The 22153-nt window shown below is 55.5% G+C and carries 26 protein-coding genes and 1 pseudogene; 14 read left to right on the top strand and 13 right to left on the bottom strand.

The window, feature by feature from the left end; all coding sequences use genetic code 11:
• Positions 1-61: 61 nt before the first annotated feature.
• On the top strand, positions 62-889 hold the full coding sequence (gene map / locus HEQ34_RS10775) for a type I methionyl aminopeptidase (protein WP_296200282.1): 828 nt from the start codon (positions 62-64) through the stop codon (positions 887-889).
• Positions 890-1207: 318 nt separating this feature from the next.
• Here map and argC read toward each other — a convergent pair whose 3' ends face one another.
• The 3 genes from argC to HEQ34_RS10760 form a co-directional block, all read right to left on the bottom strand.
• Positions 1208-2143 carry an N-acetyl-gamma-glutamyl-phosphate reductase gene (gene argC, locus HEQ34_RS10770; RefSeq protein ID WP_296200280.1) on the bottom strand — a complete coding sequence of 312 codons (936 nt, stop codon included), beginning with the start codon at positions 2141-2143 and terminating at the stop codon, positions 1208-1210.
• Positions 2144-2363: 220 nt separating this feature from the next.
• Positions 2364-3266, bottom strand: coding sequence for an NlpC/P60 family protein (locus HEQ34_RS10765; RefSeq protein WP_296200277.1), 903 nt, complete (start codon positions 3264-3266; stop codon positions 2364-2366).
• 129 nt (positions 3267-3395) lie between these two features.
• Positions 3396-4784 (bottom strand): M17 family metallopeptidase, encoded by a 1389-nt coding sequence (locus HEQ34_RS10760; protein ID WP_296200276.1) that lies wholly within the window; start codon positions 4782-4784, stop codon positions 3396-3398.
• Between the two features lie 48 nt (positions 4785-4832).
• Between HEQ34_RS10760 and HEQ34_RS10755 the strand changes: the two genes are divergently transcribed.
• Entirely contained in the window at positions 4833-4967 is a 135-nt protein-coding gene (locus HEQ34_RS10755) for a hypothetical protein (RefSeq protein ID WP_296200274.1), read from the top strand.
• On the opposite strand, the gene HEQ34_RS10750 is transcribed toward HEQ34_RS10755, so the two are convergent.
• A complete protein-coding gene (locus HEQ34_RS10750) occupies positions 4951-6468 on the bottom strand; it encodes an NAD(P)/FAD-dependent oxidoreductase (RefSeq protein ID WP_296200272.1) in 1518 nt (505 codons plus the stop codon). The two genes, HEQ34_RS10755 and HEQ34_RS10750, sit on opposite strands and share 17 nt — an antisense overlap.
• Positions 6469-6583: 115 nt before the next feature.
• On the opposite strand from HEQ34_RS10750, the gene HEQ34_RS10745 reads away from it, so the two are divergent.
• The 4 genes from HEQ34_RS10745 (at position 6584) to HEQ34_RS10730 (ending at position 7939) form a co-directional block, all read left to right on the top strand.
• On the top strand, positions 6584-6895 hold the full coding sequence (locus HEQ34_RS10745) for an alkylphosphonate utilization protein (protein WP_296200271.1): 312 nt from the start codon (positions 6584-6586) through the stop codon (positions 6893-6895).
• A complete protein-coding gene (locus tag HEQ34_RS10740; protein WP_296200269.1) occupies positions 6895-7287 on the top strand; it encodes a DoxX family protein in 393 nt (130 codons plus the stop codon). The genes HEQ34_RS10745 and HEQ34_RS10740 overlap by 1 nt, the downstream gene beginning before the upstream one ends.
• Before the next feature lie 67 nt (positions 7288-7354).
• A complete protein-coding gene (locus HEQ34_RS10735; protein ID WP_296200267.1) occupies positions 7355-7507 on the top strand; it encodes a hypothetical protein in 153 nt (50 codons plus the stop codon).
• A gap of 120 nt (positions 7508-7627) precedes the next feature.
• On the top strand, positions 7628-7939 hold the full coding sequence (locus HEQ34_RS10730) for a zf-TFIIB domain-containing protein (protein WP_296200265.1): 312 nt from the start codon (positions 7628-7630) through the stop codon (positions 7937-7939).
• Between the two features lie 65 nt (positions 7940-8004).
• Here the strand turns inward: HEQ34_RS10730 and HEQ34_RS10725 are convergent, their stop codons facing one another.
• Positions 8005-8214, bottom strand: a complete 210-nt coding sequence (locus tag HEQ34_RS10725; protein ID WP_185739799.1) for a cold-shock protein — start codon at positions 8212-8214, stop codon at positions 8005-8007.
• Between the two features lie 477 nt (positions 8215-8691).
• On the bottom strand, positions 8692-9012 hold the full coding sequence (locus HEQ34_RS10720; protein ID WP_296200262.1) for a hypothetical protein: 321 nt from the start codon (positions 9010-9012) through the stop codon (positions 8692-8694).
• A 194-nt stretch (positions 9013-9206) separates the two neighbouring features.
• Between HEQ34_RS10720 and HEQ34_RS10715 the strand changes: the two genes are divergently transcribed.
• The 4 genes from HEQ34_RS10715 to HEQ34_RS10700 all read left to right on the top strand — a co-directional run bounded on the left by HEQ34_RS10715 (position 9207) and on the right by HEQ34_RS10700 (position 12099).
• Positions 9207-9692 carry a hypothetical protein gene (locus HEQ34_RS10715; RefSeq protein WP_296200260.1) on the top strand — a complete coding sequence of 162 codons (486 nt, stop codon included), beginning with the start codon at positions 9207-9209 and terminating at the stop codon, positions 9690-9692.
• 136 nt (positions 9693-9828) lie between these two features.
• On the top strand, positions 9829-10491 hold the full coding sequence (locus HEQ34_RS10710; protein WP_296200258.1) for a DUF2726 domain-containing protein: 663 nt from the start codon (positions 9829-9831) through the stop codon (positions 10489-10491).
• Between the two features lie 506 nt (positions 10492-10997).
• Positions 10998-11720 carry a hypothetical protein gene (locus HEQ34_RS10705; RefSeq protein WP_296200255.1) on the top strand — a complete coding sequence of 241 codons (723 nt, stop codon included), beginning with the start codon at positions 10998-11000 and terminating at the stop codon, positions 11718-11720.
• Positions 11665-12099, top strand: a complete 435-nt coding sequence (locus HEQ34_RS10700) for a hypothetical protein (protein ID WP_296200253.1) — start codon at positions 11665-11667, stop codon at positions 12097-12099. The genes HEQ34_RS10705 and HEQ34_RS10700 overlap by 56 nt, the downstream gene beginning before the upstream one ends.
• Before the next feature lie 2 nt (positions 12100-12101).
• Here HEQ34_RS10700 and HEQ34_RS10695 read toward each other — a convergent pair whose 3' ends face one another.
• Positions 12102-13067, bottom strand: a complete 966-nt coding sequence (locus tag HEQ34_RS10695) for an IS481 family transposase (protein ID WP_296196574.1) — start codon at positions 13065-13067, stop codon at positions 12102-12104.
• 89 nt (positions 13068-13156) lie between these two features.
• Between HEQ34_RS10695 and HEQ34_RS10690 the strand changes: the two genes are divergently transcribed.
• Positions 13157-13534, top strand: coding sequence for an ankyrin repeat domain-containing protein (locus HEQ34_RS10690; RefSeq protein WP_296200252.1), 378 nt, complete (start codon positions 13157-13159; stop codon positions 13532-13534).
• Between the two features lie 512 nt (positions 13535-14046).
• Positions 14047-15015: a Stealth CR1 domain-containing protein gene (locus HEQ34_RS10685; protein WP_296200249.1), complete on the top strand. Its 969-nt coding sequence runs from the start codon at positions 14047-14049 to the stop codon at positions 15013-15015.
• Between the two features lie 159 nt (positions 15016-15174).
• Here HEQ34_RS10685 and HEQ34_RS10680 read toward each other — a convergent pair whose 3' ends face one another.
• Entirely contained in the window at positions 15175-15705 is a 531-nt protein-coding gene (locus HEQ34_RS10680; protein WP_296200247.1) for a DUF4276 family protein, read from the bottom strand.
• Between the two features lie 90 nt (positions 15706-15795).
• Between HEQ34_RS10680 and HEQ34_RS10675 the strand changes: the two genes are divergently transcribed.
• Positions 15796-16985 (top strand): IS3 family transposase gene (locus HEQ34_RS10675; protein WP_296200045.1). Its coding sequence is split into 2 segments (ribosomal slippage): positions 15796-16048 and positions 16048-16985, totalling 1191 coding nucleotides; the frame shifts between segments, so codons are not numbered across the junction.
• Positions 16986-17046: 61 nt separating this feature from the next.
• Positions 17047-17163: pseudogene (locus tag HEQ34_RS10670) on the top strand (DUF188 domain-containing protein); the annotation flags it as partial.
• Between the two features lie 72 nt (positions 17164-17235).
• On the opposite strand, the gene HEQ34_RS10665 reads toward HEQ34_RS10670, so the two are convergent.
• The 5 genes from HEQ34_RS10665 to thiC form a co-directional block, all read right to left on the bottom strand.
• Entirely contained in the window at positions 17236-19293 is a 2058-nt protein-coding gene (locus tag HEQ34_RS10665) for an ATP-binding protein (protein ID WP_296200246.1), read from the bottom strand.
• A gap of 64 nt (positions 19294-19357) precedes the next feature.
• A complete protein-coding gene (locus HEQ34_RS10660; protein WP_296200243.1) occupies positions 19358-19525 on the bottom strand; it encodes a hypothetical protein in 168 nt (55 codons plus the stop codon).
• 79 nt (positions 19526-19604) lie between these two features.
• Positions 19605-19913 (bottom strand): HigA family addiction module antitoxin, encoded by a 309-nt coding sequence (locus HEQ34_RS10655; RefSeq protein WP_296200240.1) that lies wholly within the window; start codon positions 19911-19913, stop codon positions 19605-19607.
• On the bottom strand, positions 19913-20191 hold the full coding sequence (locus HEQ34_RS10650; RefSeq protein ID WP_296200238.1) for a type II toxin-antitoxin system RelE/ParE family toxin: 279 nt from the start codon (positions 20189-20191) through the stop codon (positions 19913-19915). Before HEQ34_RS10650 ends, HEQ34_RS10655 begins: the two co-directional genes overlap by 1 nt.
• Positions 20192-20247: 56 nt before the next feature.
• Positions 20248-22137: a phosphomethylpyrimidine synthase ThiC gene (gene thiC, locus HEQ34_RS10645; RefSeq protein ID WP_296200236.1), complete on the bottom strand. Its 1890-nt coding sequence runs from the start codon at positions 22135-22137 to the stop codon at positions 20248-20250.
• Between the last annotated feature and the right edge of the window lie 16 nt (positions 22138-22153).

Genomic DNA, 22153 nt, shown 5'->3' with positions numbered 1-22153 from the left:
CGCACGCGATAGCATAAATCACCCCCTCGCAAAGTGCGGATTATTGCCTTATATCGCTTGCATGGAACAATATGTAAGCGTGACGCCCCAAGAGGCGATGCAGGCCCGCGACGGGACGATCAAATTGCATGGGGCCGAGGGCTTTGACGGCATGCGCAAGGCCGGACGCCTTGCTGCCGAAATACTCGATGCCTTGGTGCCGCATGTCGTGCCCGGCGTAAGCACGGAAGAACTCGATGACATTGTCCGTGCAATGACGATGCGCGGCGGCGCGGTTCCTGCCACCTTGGGCTATCGCGGTTACACGCATAGCTGCTGCATCTCGATCAACCATGTCATTTGCCACGGAATTCCGTCGGACAAGAAATTGAAGGACGGCGATATCGTCAACATCGACGTGACGCCGCAACTGGGTGGCTGGCACGGCGACACCAGCCGCATGTTCCTAGTCGGCGACGTGCCGGTAAAGGCCAAGCGCTTGGTCGATGTGACCTATGAATGCCTCATGCTCGGTATCGAAGCCGCGAAACCCGGCAACCGAGTCGGCGACATTGGCTACGCCATCCAAACCCACGCCGAAAAGCACCGCTATGGCGTGGTCCGCGATTTCTGCGGCCATGGCTTGGGTCAATTATTCCACGACGCCCCCGAAATCGTCCATGTCGGCCGCCCCGGCACGGGTCCAGAGCTGCGCCCCGGCATGATCTTCACGATTGAACCGATGATCAACATCGGCAAGGCCGCAGGCAAGGTGCTTGACGATGGCTGGACGGCGGTAACACGCGACCGCTCGTTAAGCGCGCAGTTCGAGCATAGCATTGGCATTACTGACGATGGTTGTGAGATATTTACCAAGAGCCCAAAGGGTTTTGATCAGCCGCCTTATTGAAAGCTGCCCTCTCCCATGGGGAGAGGGTTGCGCAGACTTGGCGGCTCGCCGCTTAGTCGAAGCTGGGTGAGGGGCTCCGCCCTTACGAGAGCGCACACCCCCTCACCAACTGCGCCTAATGCGCTGCGCGCCTAAGGCTGCGTATCCTCTCCCAACGGGAGAGGGTTTGAGATGGCCGCCTTATTGAGGAGTTTCATTACACATCGTCATGCTGAACTTGGTTCAGCATCCATCGTGCCACGCGGGCCGGAGGGTTTAGAGGCGAAATGGACCCTGAAACGAGTTCAGGGTGACGGCGTGTCTAGGTTTGGATAGCCGTTACAACCGCAACCCAGCCGTTTCATCCAACCCAGCCATGATGTTCAAATTCTGCACCGCGGCCCCGCTCGCGCCTTTGCCGAGATTGTCGAGCATCGCCAACAGGCGCACTTGCGACCCATCGGGCGACGCCAGCACATAGAGGTCGAGGCGGTCGGACGGCGCTTGGTCGGCGTGCATCAATAATTCGCTTGGCGCAGCTTCGCTGTGCACCTTCACCACTGGCGACCCGGCATAATGGGCCAGTAGTGCATGGCGCAACGCATCTGCGCTGCCTGCACCCGTCATCGCCGATAGCGGCAAGGGCACCTCAACCAGCATGCCGCGAAAGGCGCGGACGACGGCGGGTGCAAATATGGGCGCGTAAGTGAGGCCTGCATGAACCTGCATTTCGGGCACATGCTTGTGTGCCAAATCAAGGCCGTAGCTGCGATAGCCGATATCCGCGCCGTCGCCTTCGAACCTTTGTATCAACGCCTTGCCGCCGCCCGAATAACCCGACACTGCGTTGACGGTATAAGGCCAATCGGCAGGAAGGAGGCCAGCGGCCAACAAGGGCGCGATAAGGCCCAAAAAGCCGGTGGGGTAGCAACCGGGGTTACTGACCAGCCGTGCCGACGCAATCCGTTCGCGCTGGCCCGTGCGAACTTCGGCAAAGCCATAGGCCCAGTCGGGATCAACGCGGTAGGCCGTGGACGCATCAATGATGCGGGTGTGGCTTGAGGTCGTCATCGCCACCGCCTCTTTTGCGGCGTCATCCGGCAAGCACAGGATGACAAAGTCGGCGTCGTTCAACGCCTCGCGCTTCGCGGCCACGTCTTTACGCTTGGCATCATCCAAGGCGATCAGCGTGAATTCTGCGCGGCCAGACAGCCGGTCGGCAATTTCAAGCCCAGTGGTGCCCGCAGCGCCGTCGATGAAGATGGATTTGGTCATTACCGCCCTATAGCCAAAGATTCGAAGCTGAGTCGAGAACTTGAAGCCCCTCCCCTTCAGGCGTGGAGGGACCAGTCCCCCGGACTGGTCCGAGAGGCTCCACGGGGTTGGGGTGGGGCCTGTAAGCCTGGCACATGGGCGGAGAGGCCCCACCCGGCTGCGACTAGCGAGCAAGCTCGCAAGTCTCGCTGCCCCTCCCCTGAAGAGGAGGGGCAATAGATCACCACCGCACCCTTTTCCGCCCCAAAATCGCCACCGCATGCTCGTCAAAACGTGCCGCCGCGTCCGCCAGCGGTTCCACGCTCACTGCCATCGCGGCTCCATTGGCGTGGATGATGTTTTCGGCATCCGCCATGATGCCGACATGGCCGGGGAAGAAAACCAAATCGCCACGTTCCAGCCGTGCGCCTTCGGGCAATTCTGCACCAAAGTCGGCCATTTGCATATCGGCGTCGCGCGGGGCCATGATGCCTTTCAGGCCAAAAACCAATTGGACAAGGCCGGAACAATCAACCGAATCCCCGCTGCGTCCACCCCAGCTATAGGGCGCGCCGATAAGTTGCTCGGCGAGATCAGCGGGTGACGCAGCAACGCGTCCAATTTCAGACACATGCGTTAACGGCACAAAACCATTTTCGGAAGGCAGATATTTGCCACAATCGCTAAGTTCGCCGCAGAGCAAGCGCGCGCCCATGGGATAGCGGGCCAACACAGGCGCTTTCGTCGATGGTGCCGCCACCAGCAAGGTTGCCGACGCGCTGACGATATGTGTGGCGGCAAAATCATCCCCCAGTTCGGCAAAGCGCAGATAGCCCAAATAATTGTCGTGCAGACAATATCCCCATGCCCATTCGCCCGCGACATCCAACACGGCAAATTCTTCGCCATGCATCAACGCACTAACGGGCATTGATGTCGCATGCGCCTCCGCATGGATTTCGGTGACGGGCGCGATACCCGTGCGCAGCATCGGCACGGCATAATGCGGCGCAAAGAGCTTTCCAGCTAGGCTGATATCGGCAAGGTCGCCACGGATCGGCGTTGTCCTTTTGTCGCCGACAAGGCTATGCCCGCTTAATGTGTAGATAGGCCGTGCCCCCGCCTGAATCTGACCGTCTGCCAACTGTTTATGTCCCCGATCTAGTGACGCGTTCCCCGGCGCAGACCGGGGCCCAGTGCCGAAACAAAAAATTCCCTGCTTGGGCTGGACCCCGGCCTGCGCCGGGGCACACGTCGAATGATGGTACAGCCCTTAGCCGACGGGATAAGTTTCCGTCAAATAGCGAAAAACTGCACGCAATCCAAGCGCCTCTCCGCCCTTTGGCCGGCCGGGCTTGCTGGTGGGCCGCCAGGCGAAGGTGTCCAGGTGCACCCAAGGCACATCGTCAGGCACGAATTTCTGCAAGAATAACGCCGCCGTGACCGCGCCGGCAAAGGCACCGCCGCTATTGGATGTGTCGGCAATGTCGCTGTCGAGCATCTCCATATAGGGCGCCCAAAGCGGCATGCGCCAGAGCGGGTCCGACGCTGCCTGTGATGCCGCTAGCATGGCATTTGCGACGCTTTCGTCGTTGCTGAACATCGCTGGCAAATCGGGGCCAAGCGCAACGCGTGCCGCACCGGTCAATGTGGCAAAATCAATGATCAACGCGGCCTTGTCCTGTATCGCTTTGGTGAGCGCATCGGCCAACACCAATCGTCCTTCGGCATCGGTATTGTCTATTTCTACGCTTATGCCCTTACGGCTTTTGATTATGTCGCCCGGACGCATAGCGTTGCCCGCTATGCTGTTTTCTGCCGCTGCCACGAGCATGTGTAACCGCACGGGTAAATGCGCCGCCATAATCAGCTCCGCCAGTGCCAAAGCATGCGCCGCGCCGCCCATATCTTTCTTCATCAGCCGCATGCCGGAGGCTGGTTTGATATCCAGACCACCAGTGTCGAACGTAATGCCCTTGCCCACAATCGCGATACGCGGGTGGCGCGGGTCGCCCCATTCCAATTCAATCAGGCGCGGCGCATGCTCACGCATCGCGGCCTTGCCAACGGCGTGGATGAGCGGATAGCCCGTTTCCAATGCCTCGCCGGCGGTGACTATGACGTCCGCCTTGTGCGATTTTGCGATGCGCTTTGCCTCAGCCTCCAACGCATTTGGCCCAAGGTCGCCCGCTGGCCGATTGACGAGATCGCGCACCAAAGCGGTTGCGGCGGCCTGTAAATTGGCCAAGGAAATGCGGGCGGGCTCACGCACCAACAAGACCCGCGGTCCCATAAGCTTCGGCTCGCTCAGATATTCATGGTAACGATATTGCCCAAGTATCCAGCCGAGCATAGCATCGCCCGCATCATAATCGGCAAGCCGATATGTGCCTTCGGGAAGGCTGTCTGCTGCTTTCGCAAGATGCCACACACCCGGTACAGCGGCATCCGAAACGCCAGCGACTACAGACCATTCCCCGGGCTTATCTCCGGGCAAGATGGCGATATCGTTCGCATTGCCTTCAAACTTCTGCGCCTTAATGGCGGTTCGGGCCGCATCGGATTGAAGCGCAAGCCAGGTTTCAAAACGGCCTTTGTCGGTGATATGAATCAGGGTGGCGGCCTGTTCATTGTCAGGCTGGATCAGATTGTCGTAACGCATAACGGCTACGATAGCCGGAATGGAACGTGAACGGGAGATAATTTAGAAATGTCGCGTATTTTTCTTTTGCTCGTGCAATCGCACCGCCGCCCCGCACGCCGCGTAGCCGCGACAATCCAAAATTCGCAAAAGCTGACGGGCGCACTCGACGCCCGTCGCATCAACGTCATTCCGCAGCGATAAGCGTTTCCGCATTCTCATTATGCACGCCCGCAAAATGCGGCGCCGAAAACACCATGACACCGTCATCAATAGGGTCTTGAGTCAGGATTTTCTTCTCTGCCGCGTAATTTTGCAAAACACGCCATGGGTGACGATCGCCATTCTTTGGTAGCTTATCGAAACTGCGCGCGAAATAGCCGGAGCTAAAGTCCGTCACAAACGGCAATTTGGGCATGTCGGGATCATCCAGAACCGGCGTCGCCACCAGTGCATTCTTGTCATCCATTTTCCATAGCAAGCGGCAAACATAATCCGCCACAATATCGGTCTTGAGCGTCCAAGATGCGTTGATATATCCAAATACGCTGGCAAAGTTTGGGATGTCGTTGAACATCACGCCCTTGTAATTGAAATGCTCGCCGAAATTGACGGCTTTGCCGTCGACGCTGATGGCGGTCTTGCCCATGGTGACAAGATTCAGGCCCGTTGCCGTGATGACGATATCGGATTCGATATGCTTGCCCGATTTCAATTGGATGCCCGTTTTGGTGAAATGGTCGATATGGTCTGTGACAACCTCCGCCTTGCCCTCGGTAATCGCCGTGAACATGTCGCTATCGGGAATTAGGCACAGGCGTTGTTCCCATGGGCCGTATTTAGGGACAAAATGAGTGTCGACATCAACCGACGCAGGCAAGGCTTCCCGCGCCATATTGACCAACTTCTCCCCCAGTTTTGCAGGATTGCGTCGCGCATACCAATAAGTGAAACGCTGCATATTGATATTGCGCCACCGGGTCAGCGCATAGGCCAGCTTCTCTGGCATGATCTTGCGCACAAACTTCGAAAACGGGTCAATGGCAGGCCGCGATACCATATAGGTTGGCGAACGTTGCAGCATGGTAACTTGCGCGCCTTGTTGCGCCATCACAGGGACAATCGTCACCGCCGTCGCGCCCGAGCCAATTACTGTAACCTTCTTACCCGCATAATCCAAATCCTTGGGCCAATGCTGCGGATGGATGATTTGACCGCCAAAGTCGCCCTCGCCCGCAAAATCGGGCTTATAGCCTTGATCATAATCATAATAGCCAGCGCACATAAACAAGAACCGCGCCGCAAAATGCCGTTCGGCACCGCCATCGACAGCCTTGGCCGTTACGTGCCAGCGGGCATCGGGGCTCGACCAATTGGCCGAGATAACCTTGTGACCAAAATGAATGTGCGGAGAAATGCCATATTCGTCAGCGGTTTCATGGACATATTCGTGAATAGAGGGGCCATCCGCGATCGTTTTTTCATGCAACCACGGTTTGAAACGATAGCCCAGCGTGTGCATGTCCGAGTCTGACCGTATACCGGGATAGCGAAACAAGTCCCAAGTCCCGCCCATATCGGCGCGTTGTTCCACAATCGCATAGCTTTTGTTCGGGCATTGCATCGTCAAATGCGCCGCAGCGCCAATACCGGACAGCCCGGCACCCACAATCAAAACATCTATAGTCGTCTCAGCCTGCGCCATATGCCTCTCCATTTTGTGCTAAAAATCTTACTGACATCGTTGCAAATTGCAACTCGCTTTCGTGTGGGGGGAAATGCCGCTACGGCAGTGCTGAACATAAAGGAAATTAGGGTCCATGAGCAGCGAAACTGACGAAGACTATGTCTATGACGAAGCGTCCGGCGAATGGGTTAGCGCCGCCGACGCAAAAATCGCGACCGCGCAAAATGACGCCGTCGAAGTCCGCGATGCGGTCGGCAATTTGCTTGCCGACGGCGACCAAGTGACGTTGATTAAGGACCTGACGGTCAAGGGCGCGGGCCAGACGTTAAAGCGCGGCACGTTGATCAAATCGATCCGCTTGACGGGCGACGCGCAAGAGATTGACTGCCGCTTTGATGGCATCAAGGGCCTGGTGCTGCGCGCCGAGTTCGTGCGGAAGCGGTGATGGTCCGGTCAGGATTGCGGGTAATTCTCGCGATTTTCTATTTGGGCGCGGGCATCGCGCACCTCACGTCGCCACGCGGGTTTTTGGCCATTACCCCGGATTGGGTGCCCTACCCCGCAGTGATGGTCGCGTTTACCGGGGTGGCTGAAATCGCAGGCGCGATTGGCCTCATGATTCCGCAGACCCGCAAATGGGCTGCTTTTGGCTTGGCGCTTTACGCCTTGTGTGTCTGGCCAGCCAACTTCAACCACGCAATCAATGGCATAACCCTTGGCGGGGAAGCATTAGGTTGGTGGTATCATGGGCCACGATTGATGTTTCAGCCTGTGCTGATTTGGCTCGCTTTGTGGGTGGGACATGTCACCGATTGGCCATTTGATAAATCGCGGTAACATTTGGCACCTTCTTTCCTCGTCCAGCGTTCTAACCTTGTCCGCTCATGAGAAAAGGAATGAGAACATGCATAAGAACGGCGACAAAATCGATGTGACTGAGGTTGAAGCGAGCGGCGGAGTCAAAAATGTCGGCCTGCGCTATGTCCTGGCCATATCGCTTTTACTGGCAATCATTATTTTATCCGCCATGTGGATGACCCGCGCAGCGTCAGTTTAACCGGCACAAGCCTTGAAAACCGAAACTGCCATGCCCAACTCAACATAGCGGGCCGGGCCCCTCTGGTCGTCATGTGACGGCGATGTCGGACCGCTTCATCGATTGAAGAGGAGACCCGAAATGAATGCAGCCGTTGGAATGCCGTGCCCTGTGTGTAAGGTGCCACTTGTCATGAGTGATCGCCAAGGTGTCGAAATTGATTATTGCCCGCAATGTCGCGGCGTATGGCTGGATCGTGGTGAGTTGGATAAGATTATCGAACGCAGCGCCGCTGCCGACATGCCGCCTCAACCTGCGCCTGCCCCGCAAGCACCACCGCCACCCCAAGGCGGCTTTGCACCACAGGGCTATCCTATGCCGCATCAAGGCTATGGCCATGGCTACCCCTATAAGAAGCGAAAGAAATCCTTTCTCGAAGAGCTTTTCGACTAGGGTCAGGACGCAACACAAAAAAAGGGCCGCCTTTCGGCAGCCCTTTTTTTTGCTTTTGCGGCTGATTAATCAGCTGCGGATAGGTTGATGGCCGAAGCCTTACCGTTGCGGCCAATTTCGACTTCGAAATTCACGCGCTGTTCTTTATCCAGCGTGTGCATGCCAGCTGCCTGAACAGCCGAGATGTGCACGAAGCTGTCATCACCGCCGCCATCAGGCGCGATAAAGCCATAGCCTTTGTCTGCATTGAAAAATTTTACGGTGCCTACTGGCATAATATGTTCCTTTCACGAAACAGGTGACCACCTGACAACAGCGCCAAGTGGGTAGCCAAGTCGTGGTAGGAAAAACGTTGCCCGTTCCGATTTTGTGACCGGAGACGCGCCTCAAAAATCCGTCGCGGTCGACGATAGCGTGCTGCCCTTATACGCCTGATTTACATAATGTGCAAACTAGAAGCGAAAATAGCGGCTTATTCCTGCTCGGCGCCATTTTCGATCATTTGCGCCGCCGGCGTATCACTTAGGGTCAGGACCTATTAAATCCACCTTCGCGGCGTCAAAATGGCCAAGATATCGAAGGAAAATGGCCGCCGCAGGCAGTAATTCTGCCTGCAAGGACATTTTGTTTCGAGATCGAAGCCATTTTGACGTCCCTCGGATTTGACCCATTTTGTCCATTGCCGCGTTGGCAAGCTTGGACTTAGAACCACTAAGTCCTGCGCTTACCGCCTTGCACTGAACAAAATGGCCTCAAACCGCGAAGGTGGATTTAATAGGTCCTGACCCTAGTCTTTTCCGGTTTGCGACCACACTTTTGGCATAATGCGCGATGCTGCCGCTGACGATCGCCTCGGGGCTGCTGCCCAGCTTTCCGGTCATCAGGTCGCAGCCAAGCTTTATGTTTGCCGCGACCTTCTCGGACACCATCCGCCCCGCCTCTTGCACCGCAGCCGGCCCGCCTTGCGCCAGACTGCCTATGCGCATCGCGATTACTATATTGGATTCGGCGGCAAGCGCCCAGGCATCCATGCTGATGTCGAACCAATTGGGGTTTTTCGGTGTTGTGGTCATTCTTAACCCTAACCCGCCCCGCCAGAATGTCACGCAGCAAAAGCACGGGCAGATAGCACCAACATACGACGGCCTAAGAAAGTTGTTTCGGCAGTTCTGCGCGTCAAGGAACGTTATCGCCAGCCAATGGTTTTTGCAAAAACGGAAAAGAAGACCCACATCAATTAGGCCGTGGGCCGATGAAGAGAGAGAAAATGATGAAAACCGCATTTTTATGGGCGGGTGCTTTGACGCTCGCAATCGCTGGCCCCGTTGCCGCCGACCCCGGCAAAGCCAACCCCAAGGGCAAAGGCAATGACAAGCATTCGACGACCCAGCCTAGCAACAAGGCCCGTTCCACCGCCGAGCGCAAGAGCGACATGCGCAACGCGCGTTCCGACCGACAGGACCGCATTGGCCGCCGATATGCATTGGATGCGCGCGGCAATTGCCCTCCTGGCCTTGCGAAGAAGAACAACGGCTGCACCCCCCCGGGCCAAGCCAAGAAGCTTTATAATGTGGGTCAGCGGTATAACCCGAATTTCGGCAATGCGTGGACCTATAACCAGATCCCCAATGACCTGCGGTCGCAATATAATCTGAACAACGACGACCGTTATTATTATAACCAAGGCTATCTTTATCAGGTCGATCCCAAGACGATGCTGATCGAAAGAGCGATCAACGCAATCTTGCGTTAATCGCCACGATAACCGCAAAAGGCCGCACAGCAACACAAGCTGCGCGGCCTTTCTTGTGTGTTATGGCGGGGGGGGGGTGCAGGGATGACTGGCAAGCGAGATTGACCGACTCCAACTCTTCTTGCATATATCCGACATGGCACCCGAAACCTTTGCCTTGGCTGATCAGCCTGTCTTGATGGTCTTGATGTTTATTCTTGGCGCAGTCCTTGGCATTATGGTTGAACGCACGTTGGAAAAACAGAAACGCGCCGAGCGCAGCGCCTTTTGGAAAGGCCGCAACAGCATCAGGCGCAAGGGCAACGTCCTGCCGATTGGAAACAAGGTGCCGAAGGAGGCTATTCGGCAGGCAAGCCCGGCGGGAATCTCGGCAACGGAGCAACTCGCTTGCGTCATGGGTGCAAAATTTTCATCACGCCCGCTGCTTAACCGGCCAGAGGCAAATCTATTCAAGGCGCTCGATGCCGCCGTGGTCGCGCGCAACCCGGGCTGGCAAGTCATGGCGCAAGTGTCCTTGGGCGAATTTATCAGTAGCACCGACAAGGACGCCTATGGCTGCGTCAATTCAAAGCGCGTCGATTTCGCCCTGATGGACCCCGATGCGCGCGTGATCCACACAATCGAATATCAAGGCAGTGGTCACCATTTAGAAGGCGGCACCGCCGCCGCCCGCGACGCCGTGAAGAGGGAGGCCCTGCGCAAGGCAGGCATCGGCTATCACGAAGTCGTCGCGGGGCACACCACAGCGGGCGAGTTAAAGCGGTTGGTGGAGAAGTTGGTGCCGGGGGGACAAGTTTAGGGGTGATCGCACCTGTGATCGTGATGGCAAGTGCGCCATCTCCAAAATTGACATTTATTTGAAATTCGGTAACTTATTATGATATCTCGTGTTTTCATACATTAGGTCAGGGTATTTCGGATCATGTTACGCAGCAAAGCAAAGGCGGACGCAATGCAGGGCTATTTCGGGGATGATGCACCTGTCACCGGAATTTATTGGCGGCGGACGAAATTGTTGTCACAGGCACAGTATATCATACTGAAGACATGAGCCTTTATAGTTCAGCACTGGCTACGAGCGTCACCGGCTATAATGTTAAAAACCGCATAATTAAGGACTTGCATAGCCAGTACTTGCAAGCCCAAATTTTAACGTTACCAAAGTCCGGGACTGGAAAGGACATAACGGTAAAGATGCTTTCGCCAAACGGCCTTAGAGATAATCCAAATCTGGAAGGCGTTCCGACTACCGCCGTTAATTTTACTCCATGGCAATCAGAGCATGATAGCCGTTTGTCAACCTATATGGCATACCGCACCGCCGGGATCGCTTCGGGTGAAATTTATGACCCTTATGATCACGACTGGGTCATGAAGGGATTTGCAGATGAGCAGGTCTATATCAACAAGCTTGACGCCATAGCCGACCGCGCGGTCTGGGACGTTGCAATGGCCGGGGTGCAGCCCTTGGCGTTTGGAACCGGTGCCTATCGCATCGGCGTGAACGGCGAACATACGTTTGAAAATTACTTAAGCGTGGCAAGCCCACTCATCGGCCCACTGGCCAAATATGGCGCCCGCTTTGTCGGCAGCGGCTTAAGGTCGGCGGGCAATAGCACCAGCGTTGTTGCGGAGAGGGGAGCGGGCAAATTTGTAAGCCAAGGCTTCAGCCCTGCACAGGCTGAATATCTTGCCGAGCCATATGTAGGCATGGGGCATCACTTCATTCCCCGTCGTGCTGGACTTCCATCAATCATCAGTGATAGCCCGCTTAACGTCTTGAAACCCAGCGGCATCTCACGTGGCAATTTCTATGAACTGCACTTCAAGGTTGACCCGTTCTATCCAGGAAGCCGTTTGCCCGGAGCTGCTGGCGGCGGCGTCTGGAATGGAACCTCACTGGGGTTAGAGAAATATGGCACGGTAGGCAGACTATGGTTCGGTAGTCCAACGCCATTAAAAGTAACCGTTGGTGGCACTGTTGCGGCAGGCGGCGCAGCTTACTGGTATTCCAGCGATGGCAAATAGCGCACCGACAAGGATCGCAATTGAATGCGTCGCAGGCTTCCCCGACGACCAGTTGGAGAGCGGCACGGATATCATTCGCCCCGGGGGGAGAGGCATGGCTATCGCAATGGTGGAACTATTGAGAGGCGCAGGCGTGACAGCGAGCGAACCATCACTGGATTTTGAACATGGATGGGAGTTTGTTGCGGAACGGGATGGGAGAAAGTTCTGGATTTTGGTTACCGACCTTGAAAAAACAAAGCTCATCCAGACTAAGGACCTTTCTTCCCTATTGATTCGGTTATTTTCTGGGCAAGCTGCGTACGCCGCATTTTTAGAATTGCTATACCGAGCGTTGTCAAATGATGCACGGTTTCGCTCGGTCGAATGGGCCGCCTGAGTCTAGGTGTTTAGTCCCGGCATTTGATGGGTTGGGTTTAGGCTAAATCTTTCTGGTTCGCTTGTCCATATTTTGCAGATGTATTCGAAGGGTGTTAGGCCCTTGAGTGTTTTCAGTCGCCGCCCGTAATTGTAGGCATCAATGAAGTCTTGGAGGTGGGTAGTCAGCTGGGCATGGCTGTCATAGTGATAGCGTTTGACGGTGGCCTCCTTGATTGTCCGGTTCATCCGTTCGACCTGGCCATTGGTCCAGGGATGCTTGATTTTGGTAAGCCGGTGCTCGATCCCGTTCTCATCGCAGCGCAGATCGAACATGTGCGACATACAGGTCGCAGTCGGGCCCTTGGCGTATCGCGGCGGGAAGGTGAACTGGATGCCATTGTCGGTCAGCACGGTGTGGATTTTGTAGGGCACGGCTTTGATCAGGGCGACCAGGAAGGCTGAGGCTGTCATCCTATTTGCCTTGGCGACGAGTTGGACGAAGACGAACTTGCTGGTGCGGTCGATTCCCACATACAAGTACAGCTTGCCTTCGGCAGTCCGCACTTCGGCGATGTCGATGTGGAAGTAGCCAATGGGGTATGTCTTGAACTTCTTCTTCGGTTCCTTGTCTCCCGTCACTTCGGGCAATCGGCTGATCCCGTGGCGCTGCAAACAGCGGTGCAGAGATGAGCGCGTCAGGTTCGGGATCGTTGCCTGCAAGGCGTAGAGGCAATCATCCAGCGGCAGCAGCGTGTGCCGACGAAAGGCGACGACGATGGCTTCTTCCTCGATAGTCAGGACGGTGGACTTGGCATCCTTGGGGCCAGTAGGATGATCGGTGACAGACGTGCGCCGCTTCCATTTGGCTACCGTCTTGGGGTTAATGCTGTAACGCTTCGAAAGCACAATCAGGCTCTCTTGACTATGTTGTATTGCTCGACGGACCGCCGCTGTCGTGCGGGCGCTCCCGTGTAGAATTTGTCCCATAGCGAGTCCTTCCATTGATGGCTGAATAATACACCATCAAATGCCGGGACTAAACAGCCATCGCTTTGAGCTGCCGGGAGGTCAAATTAATGACTAAAGATTTCGATGATGCGGTGGAGGCTTGTACAGACAGAAATGCCACTTTTGTTCGGCAATGGATTTTGGAAGGCAATGATGTCAACTTCGTTGATGAGTACGACAGAACACTCATATTCTATGCTGTCGGCTCGGGTTTGGCTGAAATAGTTCAAGATTTAATTGACGCTGGGGCACAAGTAGATTTTCAAGATCCGTATGGCAATACGCCGCTTTGGAGAGCTGTTTTCGATCTACGAGGAGGTGGCGACGTCATTAAAGTGTTACTTACGGCTGGAGCAAATCCAGATTTAGAAAATAAAAACGGGGTAAGTCCGAGGTCATTAACTACTAATATTGCCGACTTCGAATTACCGGGCATATTCAATTAAAATTTGCTACGCTGGAATTACGGCGGATTATTGTGACAGTGCACTTAATTATTCTCGCCGAATTACCCCTTGCAATGTAGGATTTGTTTTGAGATTCTGAGCGCTACGCCTGCATTTGTTGCGCGACCGGCTCTTTGAACGTGTTGATCCCCACCCCGGCTTTCATACCCGGAAAGACAACCTCGAAAAGTTGAGGTAAGTTTACAGAAATACCGCGTTTTGCGTATATGTTTGTAAACTTAGGCATTCCGGTGACACATGCGTCATCCCCCTTAACCAACCCGTTCAGCAAAGAACATCGTCGCACCAGCGAAGGCTGGTGCCTATGCCGTGTGTCTGGCTAGATCGACAGGCGCGATAGGCCCCAGCCTGCGCTGGGGCGACGGGGATTCCGAACGAGGCAAGCGACAGGGCAAAGCGCGCGCGCCACAATCCCCCCACCCCCACTTTCCATTTCCCAAAACCCCCGCACACTCCTAAGGCGCGACACTTGTTATTTGCAGAGCGGTCTGATGTTTGAAGTTGATGCAGTCATAACTTGGGTGGACGGGGCGGACCCGGCGCTGAAGTTAAACCGCGATTATTATCTCGCAAAGGCGAATGCGCTGGCCAAAACGGGGGCAAAAGCGCCGTTGCATGACAATGGCACCAACCCCCATCGGTGGCTGTGCAGTGACGAGCTGAATTATTGCGTGCGTTCCATCGCCAACAACGCGCCGTGGGTGCGGCGCATCTGGATTGTGACCGATAATCAGACGCCCGAAATCATGCAGCTTCCCCCCGAATTCGCCGCAAAGATCAGCATCGTTGATCACAGCGATATTTTTGCAGGGCATGAGGACGCGTTGCCGACGTTTAACTCGCTATCGATTGAAACGATGTTGTGGCGCATAGAGGGGCTGGCCGAACATTTCTTATATTTCAACGATGATGTTTTCCTGACCGCGCCAGTCACGCGCTCGGATTTCTTTGCCGCCGATGGCCCCGTGCTGCGCGGTAAGTGGACGGACCACAGCGACCTTGCCGCAAGCGGCGCAGCCCGTGATGAGGCCAGCCTGCTGAACCATTTTAACCAGATCAACGCCGCGCAGATGATTGGCTATACCGCCGACCACGTGTTCGAAAGCGCGCATGTCGTCCACCCGATGCTGCGTTCGGTTATGGCTTTATTGTTCGACACATATCGCGACGCGTTTATCACCAATGCAAGCTATCGCTTTCGCGATGCTGGGCAGTTTCTGCCGCAAAGCCTGCATAATCATGCCTGCCTTGCCGACGGAAGCGCCGCCATTTTGGACACGCTTGATTATCTGCACGTCCCCGTCGGCGCGACCGACAGTTGGTCCGCCGATGATGTCAGCGGCTATTTACACGGCCGGGAATGGGACGCGATCAAATTCCTGTGCGTAAACGACCTGCCAGAGGTCGAACGCAGCTTCCCCGATGCCCGTTTGTGGATCGAGAAAGCGATTACGCGTTAGGCGGGGTGCCGCCTAACCCTCAATCATGCTCCCGATCACCAGCGCTTATGTGGTGGTCGCGGGGCAATTTGGACAGCGGGAGTGCTGCGGCGGCTGGTGGAGGGGCTGGTGGCGGGGGGGGGGCGGTGATTAGCGTTGTGTCGCCAGAAATTCAGAGAACTACAAGAAGACTCGCTGCTCAAGCCTTGTCAGCCAATCAGAAAAGTTGGCGCATTCGGCACGGATCGACTCCAACCCAATAGAGTGGGCTGCAACATTTCCGAACAGCGGCTTCTGATAGTTCGGAATTAAAGCAGTCACTCGTTTCGATGGTGCGGTTAAGGGCGAGTCATTTATGTCCTCCGGAGACAAAAAAGCCGGGCGAATAACAGAGAGTTGAGGTCCAAGTTCCGGCAATCCAATTCCGTCCGCAAATGCTTGACAGTCACTGAACAGCAGCGCTTCAAATTCATGCATCATCACATATGGTATGAATCTGGACGCCTCAGGAGCAACTCCCATCCTTTCGGCGATATCGGCGGAGATAGCTTCCTCAACGAGACGGCCCTTTTCTTGGGAGGAGAGATTTGGAGCCGCGTCGCGACCGGGCCAAGCATGATCGCCGTCCTTAGGCAAAGCGTAATAGTCTACCATTACCGTGGACAGTATTTCCTGATCACTTCTTAGGTGCCTTAGGATGTCTTGTCGCACGGAAGGCCAGTTTCTGATGCCGCCTGACGTGACCCCTTAAATTCCCTCCATTTATAATTAGAGTCCGGCCCTTGAGAGAAGGACGGAACGATGAAGCGATTACGGTTTACAGAAGAGCAGATTATCGGTGTGCTGAAGGAGGCAGAGGCAGGCGCGAAGACGGCTGACCTTGCCCGTCGGCACGGCGTATCGGAGGCTACGCTTTACAACTGGAAGGCCAAGTACGGCGGCTTGGAAGTATCTGAAGCGAAGCGTCTTCGAGCGTTGGAGGATGAGAATGGTCGGCTTAAGCGACTGCTGGCGGATGCGATGTTGGATAATGCAGGTCTTAAGGATCTGCTGTCAAAAAAATGGTAACGCCCGCTGCAAAGCGTGAAGCGGTCGCGCATCTTCAGGCCCTGCTTGATGTCAGCGAGCGGCGGGCGTGCAGGGTCATAGCGGCGGACCGGACGGTCATCCGCTACCAGTCTTGTCGCGGTGATGACGAGGTGCTGCGTGAGAAGCTGCGCGCTCTTGCGCACCAGCGCCGCCGGTTTGGTTATCGCCGCCTGCATATCCTGTTGCGGCGAGACGGCATCGCGATCAACCACAAGAAGACGCAGCGGCTTTACCGCGAAGAAGGGCTGACCGTGAGGCGGCGGAAGGGGCGCAAACGCGCGGTAGGCGCTCGTGCCCCGGCTCCCGTTGTAGCGCTGCCCAACCAGCGCTGGAGCCTCGACTTTGTGCACGACCAGCTGGCGAGTGGCCGCCGGTTCCGGGTACTCAACGTGGTCGATGATGTGACGCGCGAGTGCCTGGCAGCAGTTCCTGATACCTCGATCTGTGGCAAACGCGTGGTGCGCGAACTGACCTATCTGATCGCCGTGCGCGGCAAGCCCGGCATGATAGTCAGCGACAATGGAACTGAGCTGACCTCAAATGCGGTGCTCGAATGGTGTGGAACCGCCAAAATCGATTGGCATTATACGGCCCCGGGAAAGCCAACCCAGAACGCGTTCGTCGAGAGTTTTAACGGGCGGATGCGTGACGAACTGCTCAATGAGACGCTGTTCACCAGCCTCGATCATGCCCGCGAGAAGATCGCTGCGTGGGCGTGGGATTATAACACCCGGCGGCCCCACTCCTCGCTCGGATACGCCACCCCGGCCGCTTTTGCAGACGAACTGAAAAAGCAAGGGGCTGCTTCGCTCCGCATAGCCGGAGGCTACGCTACGCAGCCCCTTGCTTCACCAGCCCATATGGGCAAAAACAACGCTGAGGCTCTAATCAAAACTGGATGATAATTGGGGGTCACGTCAGTTGGTGGTGAGGGGCCGAATTGGTATAAAGCCCCGAACTGAAATGGCCGACCTGCGCGCAGGCATGGACGGCATCACCGGAGGCCCCGCCCCCTTTGCCAAAGCCGACCGGTCGAGGTTTTTGCAGGCGTTGGATGAGGCGTTGGTGCGGTTGGGGTGAGGGGGGGGAGGGGACGAATTTTACGTCACCGAAATTCCGAGTAACATCTTGGCGCATCTATAACGCGGTTTTTCAATCAACTTCATTATCGCGGCCGTCCCCAAATTGCTTTCGCAGCGCGGTAATTCGACGATCAATCTCGTCATCTGAAGCCTCTAATTTTAGCTTTTCATCGATAAATCTCAGGCGACCTTCACACTCCCGAATAATGTCCGCCCAAGTCCGAACCCAAATTTGCTGATTGTCGACGTCCTGCCACCGCCCAACAGGCTGATCTCGTTGACGTACACGAGAAATCACATCATCGGCGATGGTCCCAGAGACGAGTACGAAGACCCAGTTTGTATTTGTATGGGCGTAGTCCGGCTGTGATCGGATTGCAGTACTGTAGTCTTCGATTTGGTCGAATTCTTTCCTGCCCACCTTTAAATTGGGCCTCTTGAGTTCGACCACCAAATATTCGCGTGCGTCGGGATCTGCATGAGGCACACTTCGTCCTAACAGATAGTCCAAACGCCCCTTCTTGCCATCTGGCTTCGTGACGCTCCCGCTTCGCGGGCGTTGTGCCCGCTCTTCGGCAACCCGTCGCATGACTTTCGTGAGCCCGGGCTCAGAAAGTGTGATGTGAAAATTCTCGCCAAAAATCCAAGTGTTATCTCTAACCAAGACATCCAACTCACCTCGCTCTTTGAAAGTGTCACGGTATTTTGGATTGAATACAATACTCTTCAGAACTTGAAGTGTAACAAATCGATCTGCAATCATGCTGGATGCAGAAATAATATTAGAAAGTTCGGTTTTCTGCATCAATCCCGACAATTCATCTTGTCGAGATTTCGGAAGCTTGATCACCTCGTGCAGTATCTTTGTTAGAGACTCAGGATTATGGCGTAAAGCCTCGCGAATTAAAGTGAGTATTGTTCTCTTAAGTGACGTATCAGCCTTCTTAAACTCTTTAGAATATGACGAAACGGTGTGTGTAGCGATGTCAAAAACTTCGCGCTCTCGCCTTTCAATCTCGTTTACAGGGTCTGTGTGGTAGGGATAGGCTCCTTCCCGCTTCAGCTCTTCTATCAGTCCGCGCGCTCGTTCTGATAGCCGTTGACGAAAATGGTCCGTTAAAGTTTCCCGAATACTTCCCAAAGCCGCTGTAAAAAGAGGCTCGTTGAGGTCGTCTAATTCGAGAAGGTTCGCATCCGCTAGCTCCTGAAAATAGGAAGAGTAAGCATAAGCTGAGAAATCGAAATCCGGCGCAACCACATTTGCGGGCTGGGATCCTAGTGTGATACCTGCCTCACCTCCAAAGTGAATTTTTCGCTCTCCGACTGCTGTAGCCCACTCTATCACCTTCAATTTCAAATCGGAAATAGACCGGTCGCCAACGGTAATGGTGTCCATAGAATACTCGGCGGAGGCAGCTACGTTTGCCTTGGGGTCAATCCGCGAGCCGTTGTATTCTAGGGATACATCAGGAAACTGGAGCAAATAAGGGGCAAAGAGTGTACTGAATTGCGCTGCACTTACGCTTGATGTCAGATTGTCAAAGTTCGATCGCAAATTATCCAGAGTAACCTTTGTACCCGTACTGCTATTTTTCGAATTTTCGGGTTCCGATACGAAGCATTTTTCCAAATCTGAGGATTTTATTTCGATCGCGATCATTTTACGGTTCGGGACATCAGGACCGTAATGCGAGACCCAGCGAGCATTCTCGGCCAGCGAATAGAAGCGGAGGCGCCCCCTTCCTTCTTTGCCGTGGACGGGGCGACCGGCCCCAGTCCTTGGGGTCTTCTTCTTCCAAGACGCCCCTAAAGTCTCAAACTCGGCACGCGCGATATCGTTAGTGATCCCAACGCCGTCATCTTCTATTTCAATGTTCTCAATACCACCCAGACTGTTCAGATTAAACGAAATGGAAACATTGACAGCATCACCATCGAGCGCGTTCCATACAAATTCAGCAAGTGCCCTTACTGGATCTCTCGTAATCGCCGCCTTTTCCAGATGATCTTGACCTGCACGAATTGTCAAATAGGGCATTGAAAAATCCAGTAAGTTTATTTGATCCATGCTGCATGCTGCATGGTGCATTTGAACATGAATGTGCTCTTGCTCGTATACTTTGGTCAAGCCCCTCAATCATGCTCCCGATCACCAGCGCCCATATACAACTCCCGCCCGGTTTGTCCTCGTTTCACTCGTTCGCGTCGGGCGCTTGCGCGCCCTCGGCACCGTCATAGACCTTGCTCATTTGCGCCATGCCTTCCTCAGCCTTCGCCAAGGCTTCGGCTGACAGGTCCGCTTCCTCTTCGGTCATACCTTCTGCGTTCTCTGCGCCTCTGCGTGGTACCCCTTCAGCCATCTCTGGCCCACCCCCGGCCCCTCCCGCCTGCGGGAGGGGAGATGCCCAAATACCGTAACAGCCCTCTTAACCCCAAAACTCAAGCGGCCTGCAATACGGGTATCGCATCCAGCTTATCCCCAATCTCCGCCTCTGCCATCCGCAGATCATAGCGCTTCTGCATGTTAAGCCAGATGTTCGGCCCATTGCCGCACATCTTGCCAATGCGCAGCGCCATTTGTGCGGTCACCGGCTGTTTCTCGTTCAAGATATCATAGAGCGTCTGGCGCGAAATGCCGAGCAGACGGGCGATTTCTGTCTTTGGCCTGCCGAGTGCGGGGAGCACATCCTCGCGCAGAATCTCGCCGGGGTGGATGGGGGGAAGCCCCTTGGTCAACGGGTTCGTCATCAGTGATAATCCTCTAGGTCAACGTCGATGGCATCTTTGCCATCCCAGCCAAATGTGATCCGCCAATTCCCCGAAGCATCGACCGCATATCGGCCTTTATCCTGTCCTTTAAGGCCATGAAAACGCCAACCCGGCGCGTTCATCTCCTCTGGGTTCGCAGCTTCGTCCAACTGTTCAATTATGCGCTGAACGCGCCGGACATTGGGGAAACTCAGCTTCGACGCATCGCCTTGTTCGGATAACCGACGCAAGGCTTTGCTTCGAAAGGAACGAATCATAAGTGTAAGCTAATGGCTTGCAGGTTTATTGTCAATCACTGGCTGACGCATCGCCCTTAATCATGCTCCCGATCACCAGCGCCCATATATAACTCGCGCCCGGTTTCGTCATAGACCTTGCTCATGTGCGCCATGCCTTCCTCAGCCTGCGCTAAGGCTTCGGCTGACAGGTCTGCCTCCGCTGCCGCAATGAACGCTTCCGCTGGCTGATTCTGCAACCGCGCAAATTCCCGCACTTCCTGGCTGATTTTCATCGAGCAAAACTTAGGTCCGCACATCGAACAGAAATGCGCGGTCTTGGCGCCTTCGGCGGGCAGCGTCTGGTCGTGATATTGCTCCGCGGTGTCGGGGTCGAGGCTGAGGTTGAACTGGTCGCGCCAGCGGAATTCGAAGCGCGCCTTGCTCAATGCATCGTCGCGGACTTGCGCGGCGGGGTGGCCCTTGGCCAAGTCGGCGGCATGCGCGGCCAGCTTATAGGTGATCACGCCGACCTTCACATCGTCGCGGTCAGGCAGGCCCAAATGCTCCTTTGGCGTGACGTAACACAGCATCGCGGTGCCGTACCAACCGATCTGCGCCGCGCCGATGCCGCTGGTGATATGGTCATATCCCGGCGCGATGTCGGTGGTGAGCGGTCCAAGCGTGTAGAATGGTGCCTCTCCGCACGCCTCCAACTGCTTTTCCATATTCTCTTTGATCTTGTGCATCGGGACATGCCCTGGCCCTTCGATCATCACCTGAACATCCTGCGCCCATGCGCGCTTCGTCAGCTCGCCCAGCGTATACAGCTCGGCGAACTGCGCTTCGTCATTGGCGTCGTAAATGCTGCCGGGGCGCAGGCCGTCTCCAAGGCTGTAGGCAACGTCATAGGCCTTCATAATCTCAGTGATCTCGTCAAAGCGTTCGTAGAGGAAACTTTCCTTATGATGCGCAAGGCACCATTTCGCCATGATGCTGCCGCCGCGTGACACGATGCCGGTCATGCGCTTTGCCGCCAATGGGACATAGGGCAGGCGGACGCCGGCGTGGATGGTGAAATAATCGACGCCCTGTTCGGCTTGCTCAATCAACGTATCGGCGAAGATTTCCCATGTCAGGTCCTCGGCAACGCCGCCGACCTTTTCCAGCGCCTGATAAATCGGCACGGTGCCGATGGGAACAGGCGAATTGCGGATGATCCATTCGCGGGTGTCGTGAATGTTGCGGCCCGTGCTTAAGTCCATCACGGTGTCCGCGCCCCAGCGGATCGACCAGACCATCTTGTCGACCTCAGTCGCCACATTCGATGCAACCGCACTGTTGCCAATATTGGCGTTGATCTTGACCAAGAAATTGCGGCCAATCGCCATCGGTTCGGATTCAGGGTGGTTGATATTGTTGGGGATGATCGCGCGGCCACGGGCGATTTCGTCGCGGACAAATTCGGGCGTGACATAATCGGGGATCGACGCGCCAAAGCTTTCGCCATCGCGTTTATATTCGGCAAGCCGCGCGCGGCCCAGATTTTCGCGCTCCGCGACATATTCCATTTCAGGGGTGATGATACCCTTACGCGCATAATGCATTTGGCTGACGTTCATGCCGGGCTTTGCACGGAGCACTTGCTTGCGGACATTAGGGAATGGCGCGACGCCGCCGCTGCGGTCGGGGCCAAGCTGACCATTGTCTTCGGGCTTTACTTCGCGCTGGGTCACTTCGGTCACATCATTGCGCGTCATGATCCACGGGCGGCGCAGTTCGGGAAGGCCAACGCTAATGTCGATGCGGGCGTTGCTGTCGGTATAGGGGCCGCTAGTGTCATACACGCGCACAGGCGGCTCGCCGGAGCTAGGTTCCAAATGGATTTCGCGCATCGCGACGTTCAACGGGCCAACATGGATTTTCTTGCTGCCGCGAATAGGGCCAGTGGTGACGCCAATCTCAGTGCGTGCGGGAACGTCTGCCATTATCTCTCTCCAAAAT

This window comes from Sphingorhabdus sp., from assembly GCF_023910635.1.
Lineage (GTDB): Bacteria > Pseudomonadota > Alphaproteobacteria > Sphingomonadales > Sphingomonadaceae > Sphingorhabdus_B.
This window is presented reverse-complemented; position numbering and strand designations above follow the sequence as displayed.

Bases quoted from the DNA above. Each gene is read 5' to 3' on its own strand.
- map (WP_296200282.1), top strand. From the start codon at position 62: ATGGAACAATATGTAAGCGTGACGCCCCAAGAGGCGATGCAGGCCCGC.
- argC (WP_296200280.1), bottom strand. From the start codon at position 2,143: ATGACCAAATCCATCTTCATCGACGGCGCTGCGGGCACCACTGGGCTT.
- HEQ34_RS10760 (WP_296200276.1), bottom strand. From the start codon at position 4,784: ATGCGTTACGACAATCTGATCCAGCCTGACAATGAACAGGCCGCCACC.
- HEQ34_RS10755 (WP_296200274.1), top strand. From the start codon at position 4,833: ATGTCGCGTATTTTTCTTTTGCTCGTGCAATCGCACCGCCGCCCCGCA.
- HEQ34_RS10750 (WP_296200272.1), bottom strand. From the start codon at position 6,468: ATGGCGCAGGCTGAGACGACTATAGATGTTTTGATTGTGGGTGCCGGG.
- HEQ34_RS10745 (WP_296200271.1), top strand. From the start codon at position 6,584: ATGAGCAGCGAAACTGACGAAGACTATGTCTATGACGAAGCGTCCGGC.
- HEQ34_RS10740 (WP_296200269.1), top strand. From the start codon at position 6,895: ATGGTCCGGTCAGGATTGCGGGTAATTCTCGCGATTTTCTATTTGGGC.
- HEQ34_RS10735 (WP_296200267.1), top strand. From the start codon at position 7,355: ATGCATAAGAACGGCGACAAAATCGATGTGACTGAGGTTGAAGCGAGC.
- HEQ34_RS10730 (WP_296200265.1), top strand. From the start codon at position 7,628: ATGAATGCAGCCGTTGGAATGCCGTGCCCTGTGTGTAAGGTGCCACTT.
- HEQ34_RS10725 (WP_185739799.1), bottom strand. From the start codon at position 8,214: ATGCCAGTAGGCACCGTAAAATTTTTCAATGCAGACAAAGGCTATGGC.
- HEQ34_RS10720 (WP_296200262.1), bottom strand. From the start codon at position 9,012: ATGACCACAACACCGAAAAACCCCAATTGGTTCGACATCAGCATGGAT.
- HEQ34_RS10715 (WP_296200260.1), top strand. From the start codon at position 9,207: ATGATGAAAACCGCATTTTTATGGGCGGGTGCTTTGACGCTCGCAATC.
- HEQ34_RS10710 (WP_296200258.1), top strand. From the start codon at position 9,829: ATGGCACCCGAAACCTTTGCCTTGGCTGATCAGCCTGTCTTGATGGTC.
- HEQ34_RS10705 (WP_296200255.1), top strand. From the start codon at position 10,998: ATGGCATACCGCACCGCCGGGATCGCTTCGGGTGAAATTTATGACCCT.
- HEQ34_RS10695 (WP_296196574.1), bottom strand. From the start codon at position 13,067: ATGGGACAAATTCTACACGGGAGCGCCCGCACGACAGCGGCGGTCCGT.
- HEQ34_RS10690 (WP_296200252.1), top strand. From the start codon at position 13,157: ATGACTAAAGATTTCGATGATGCGGTGGAGGCTTGTACAGACAGAAAT.
- HEQ34_RS10685 (WP_296200249.1), top strand. From the start codon at position 14,047: ATGTTTGAAGTTGATGCAGTCATAACTTGGGTGGACGGGGCGGACCCG.
- HEQ34_RS10660 (WP_296200243.1), bottom strand. From the start codon at position 19,525: ATGGCTGAAGGGGTACCACGCAGAGGCGCAGAGAACGCAGAAGGTATG.
- HEQ34_RS10655 (WP_296200240.1), bottom strand. From the start codon at position 19,913: ATGACGAACCCGTTGACCAAGGGGCTTCCCCCCATCCACCCCGGCGAG.
- HEQ34_RS10650 (WP_296200238.1), bottom strand. From the start codon at position 20,191: ATGATTCGTTCCTTTCGAAGCAAAGCCTTGCGTCGGTTATCCGAACAA.
- thiC (WP_296200236.1), bottom strand. From the start codon at position 22,137: ATGGCAGACGTTCCCGCACGCACTGAGATTGGCGTCACCACTGGCCCT.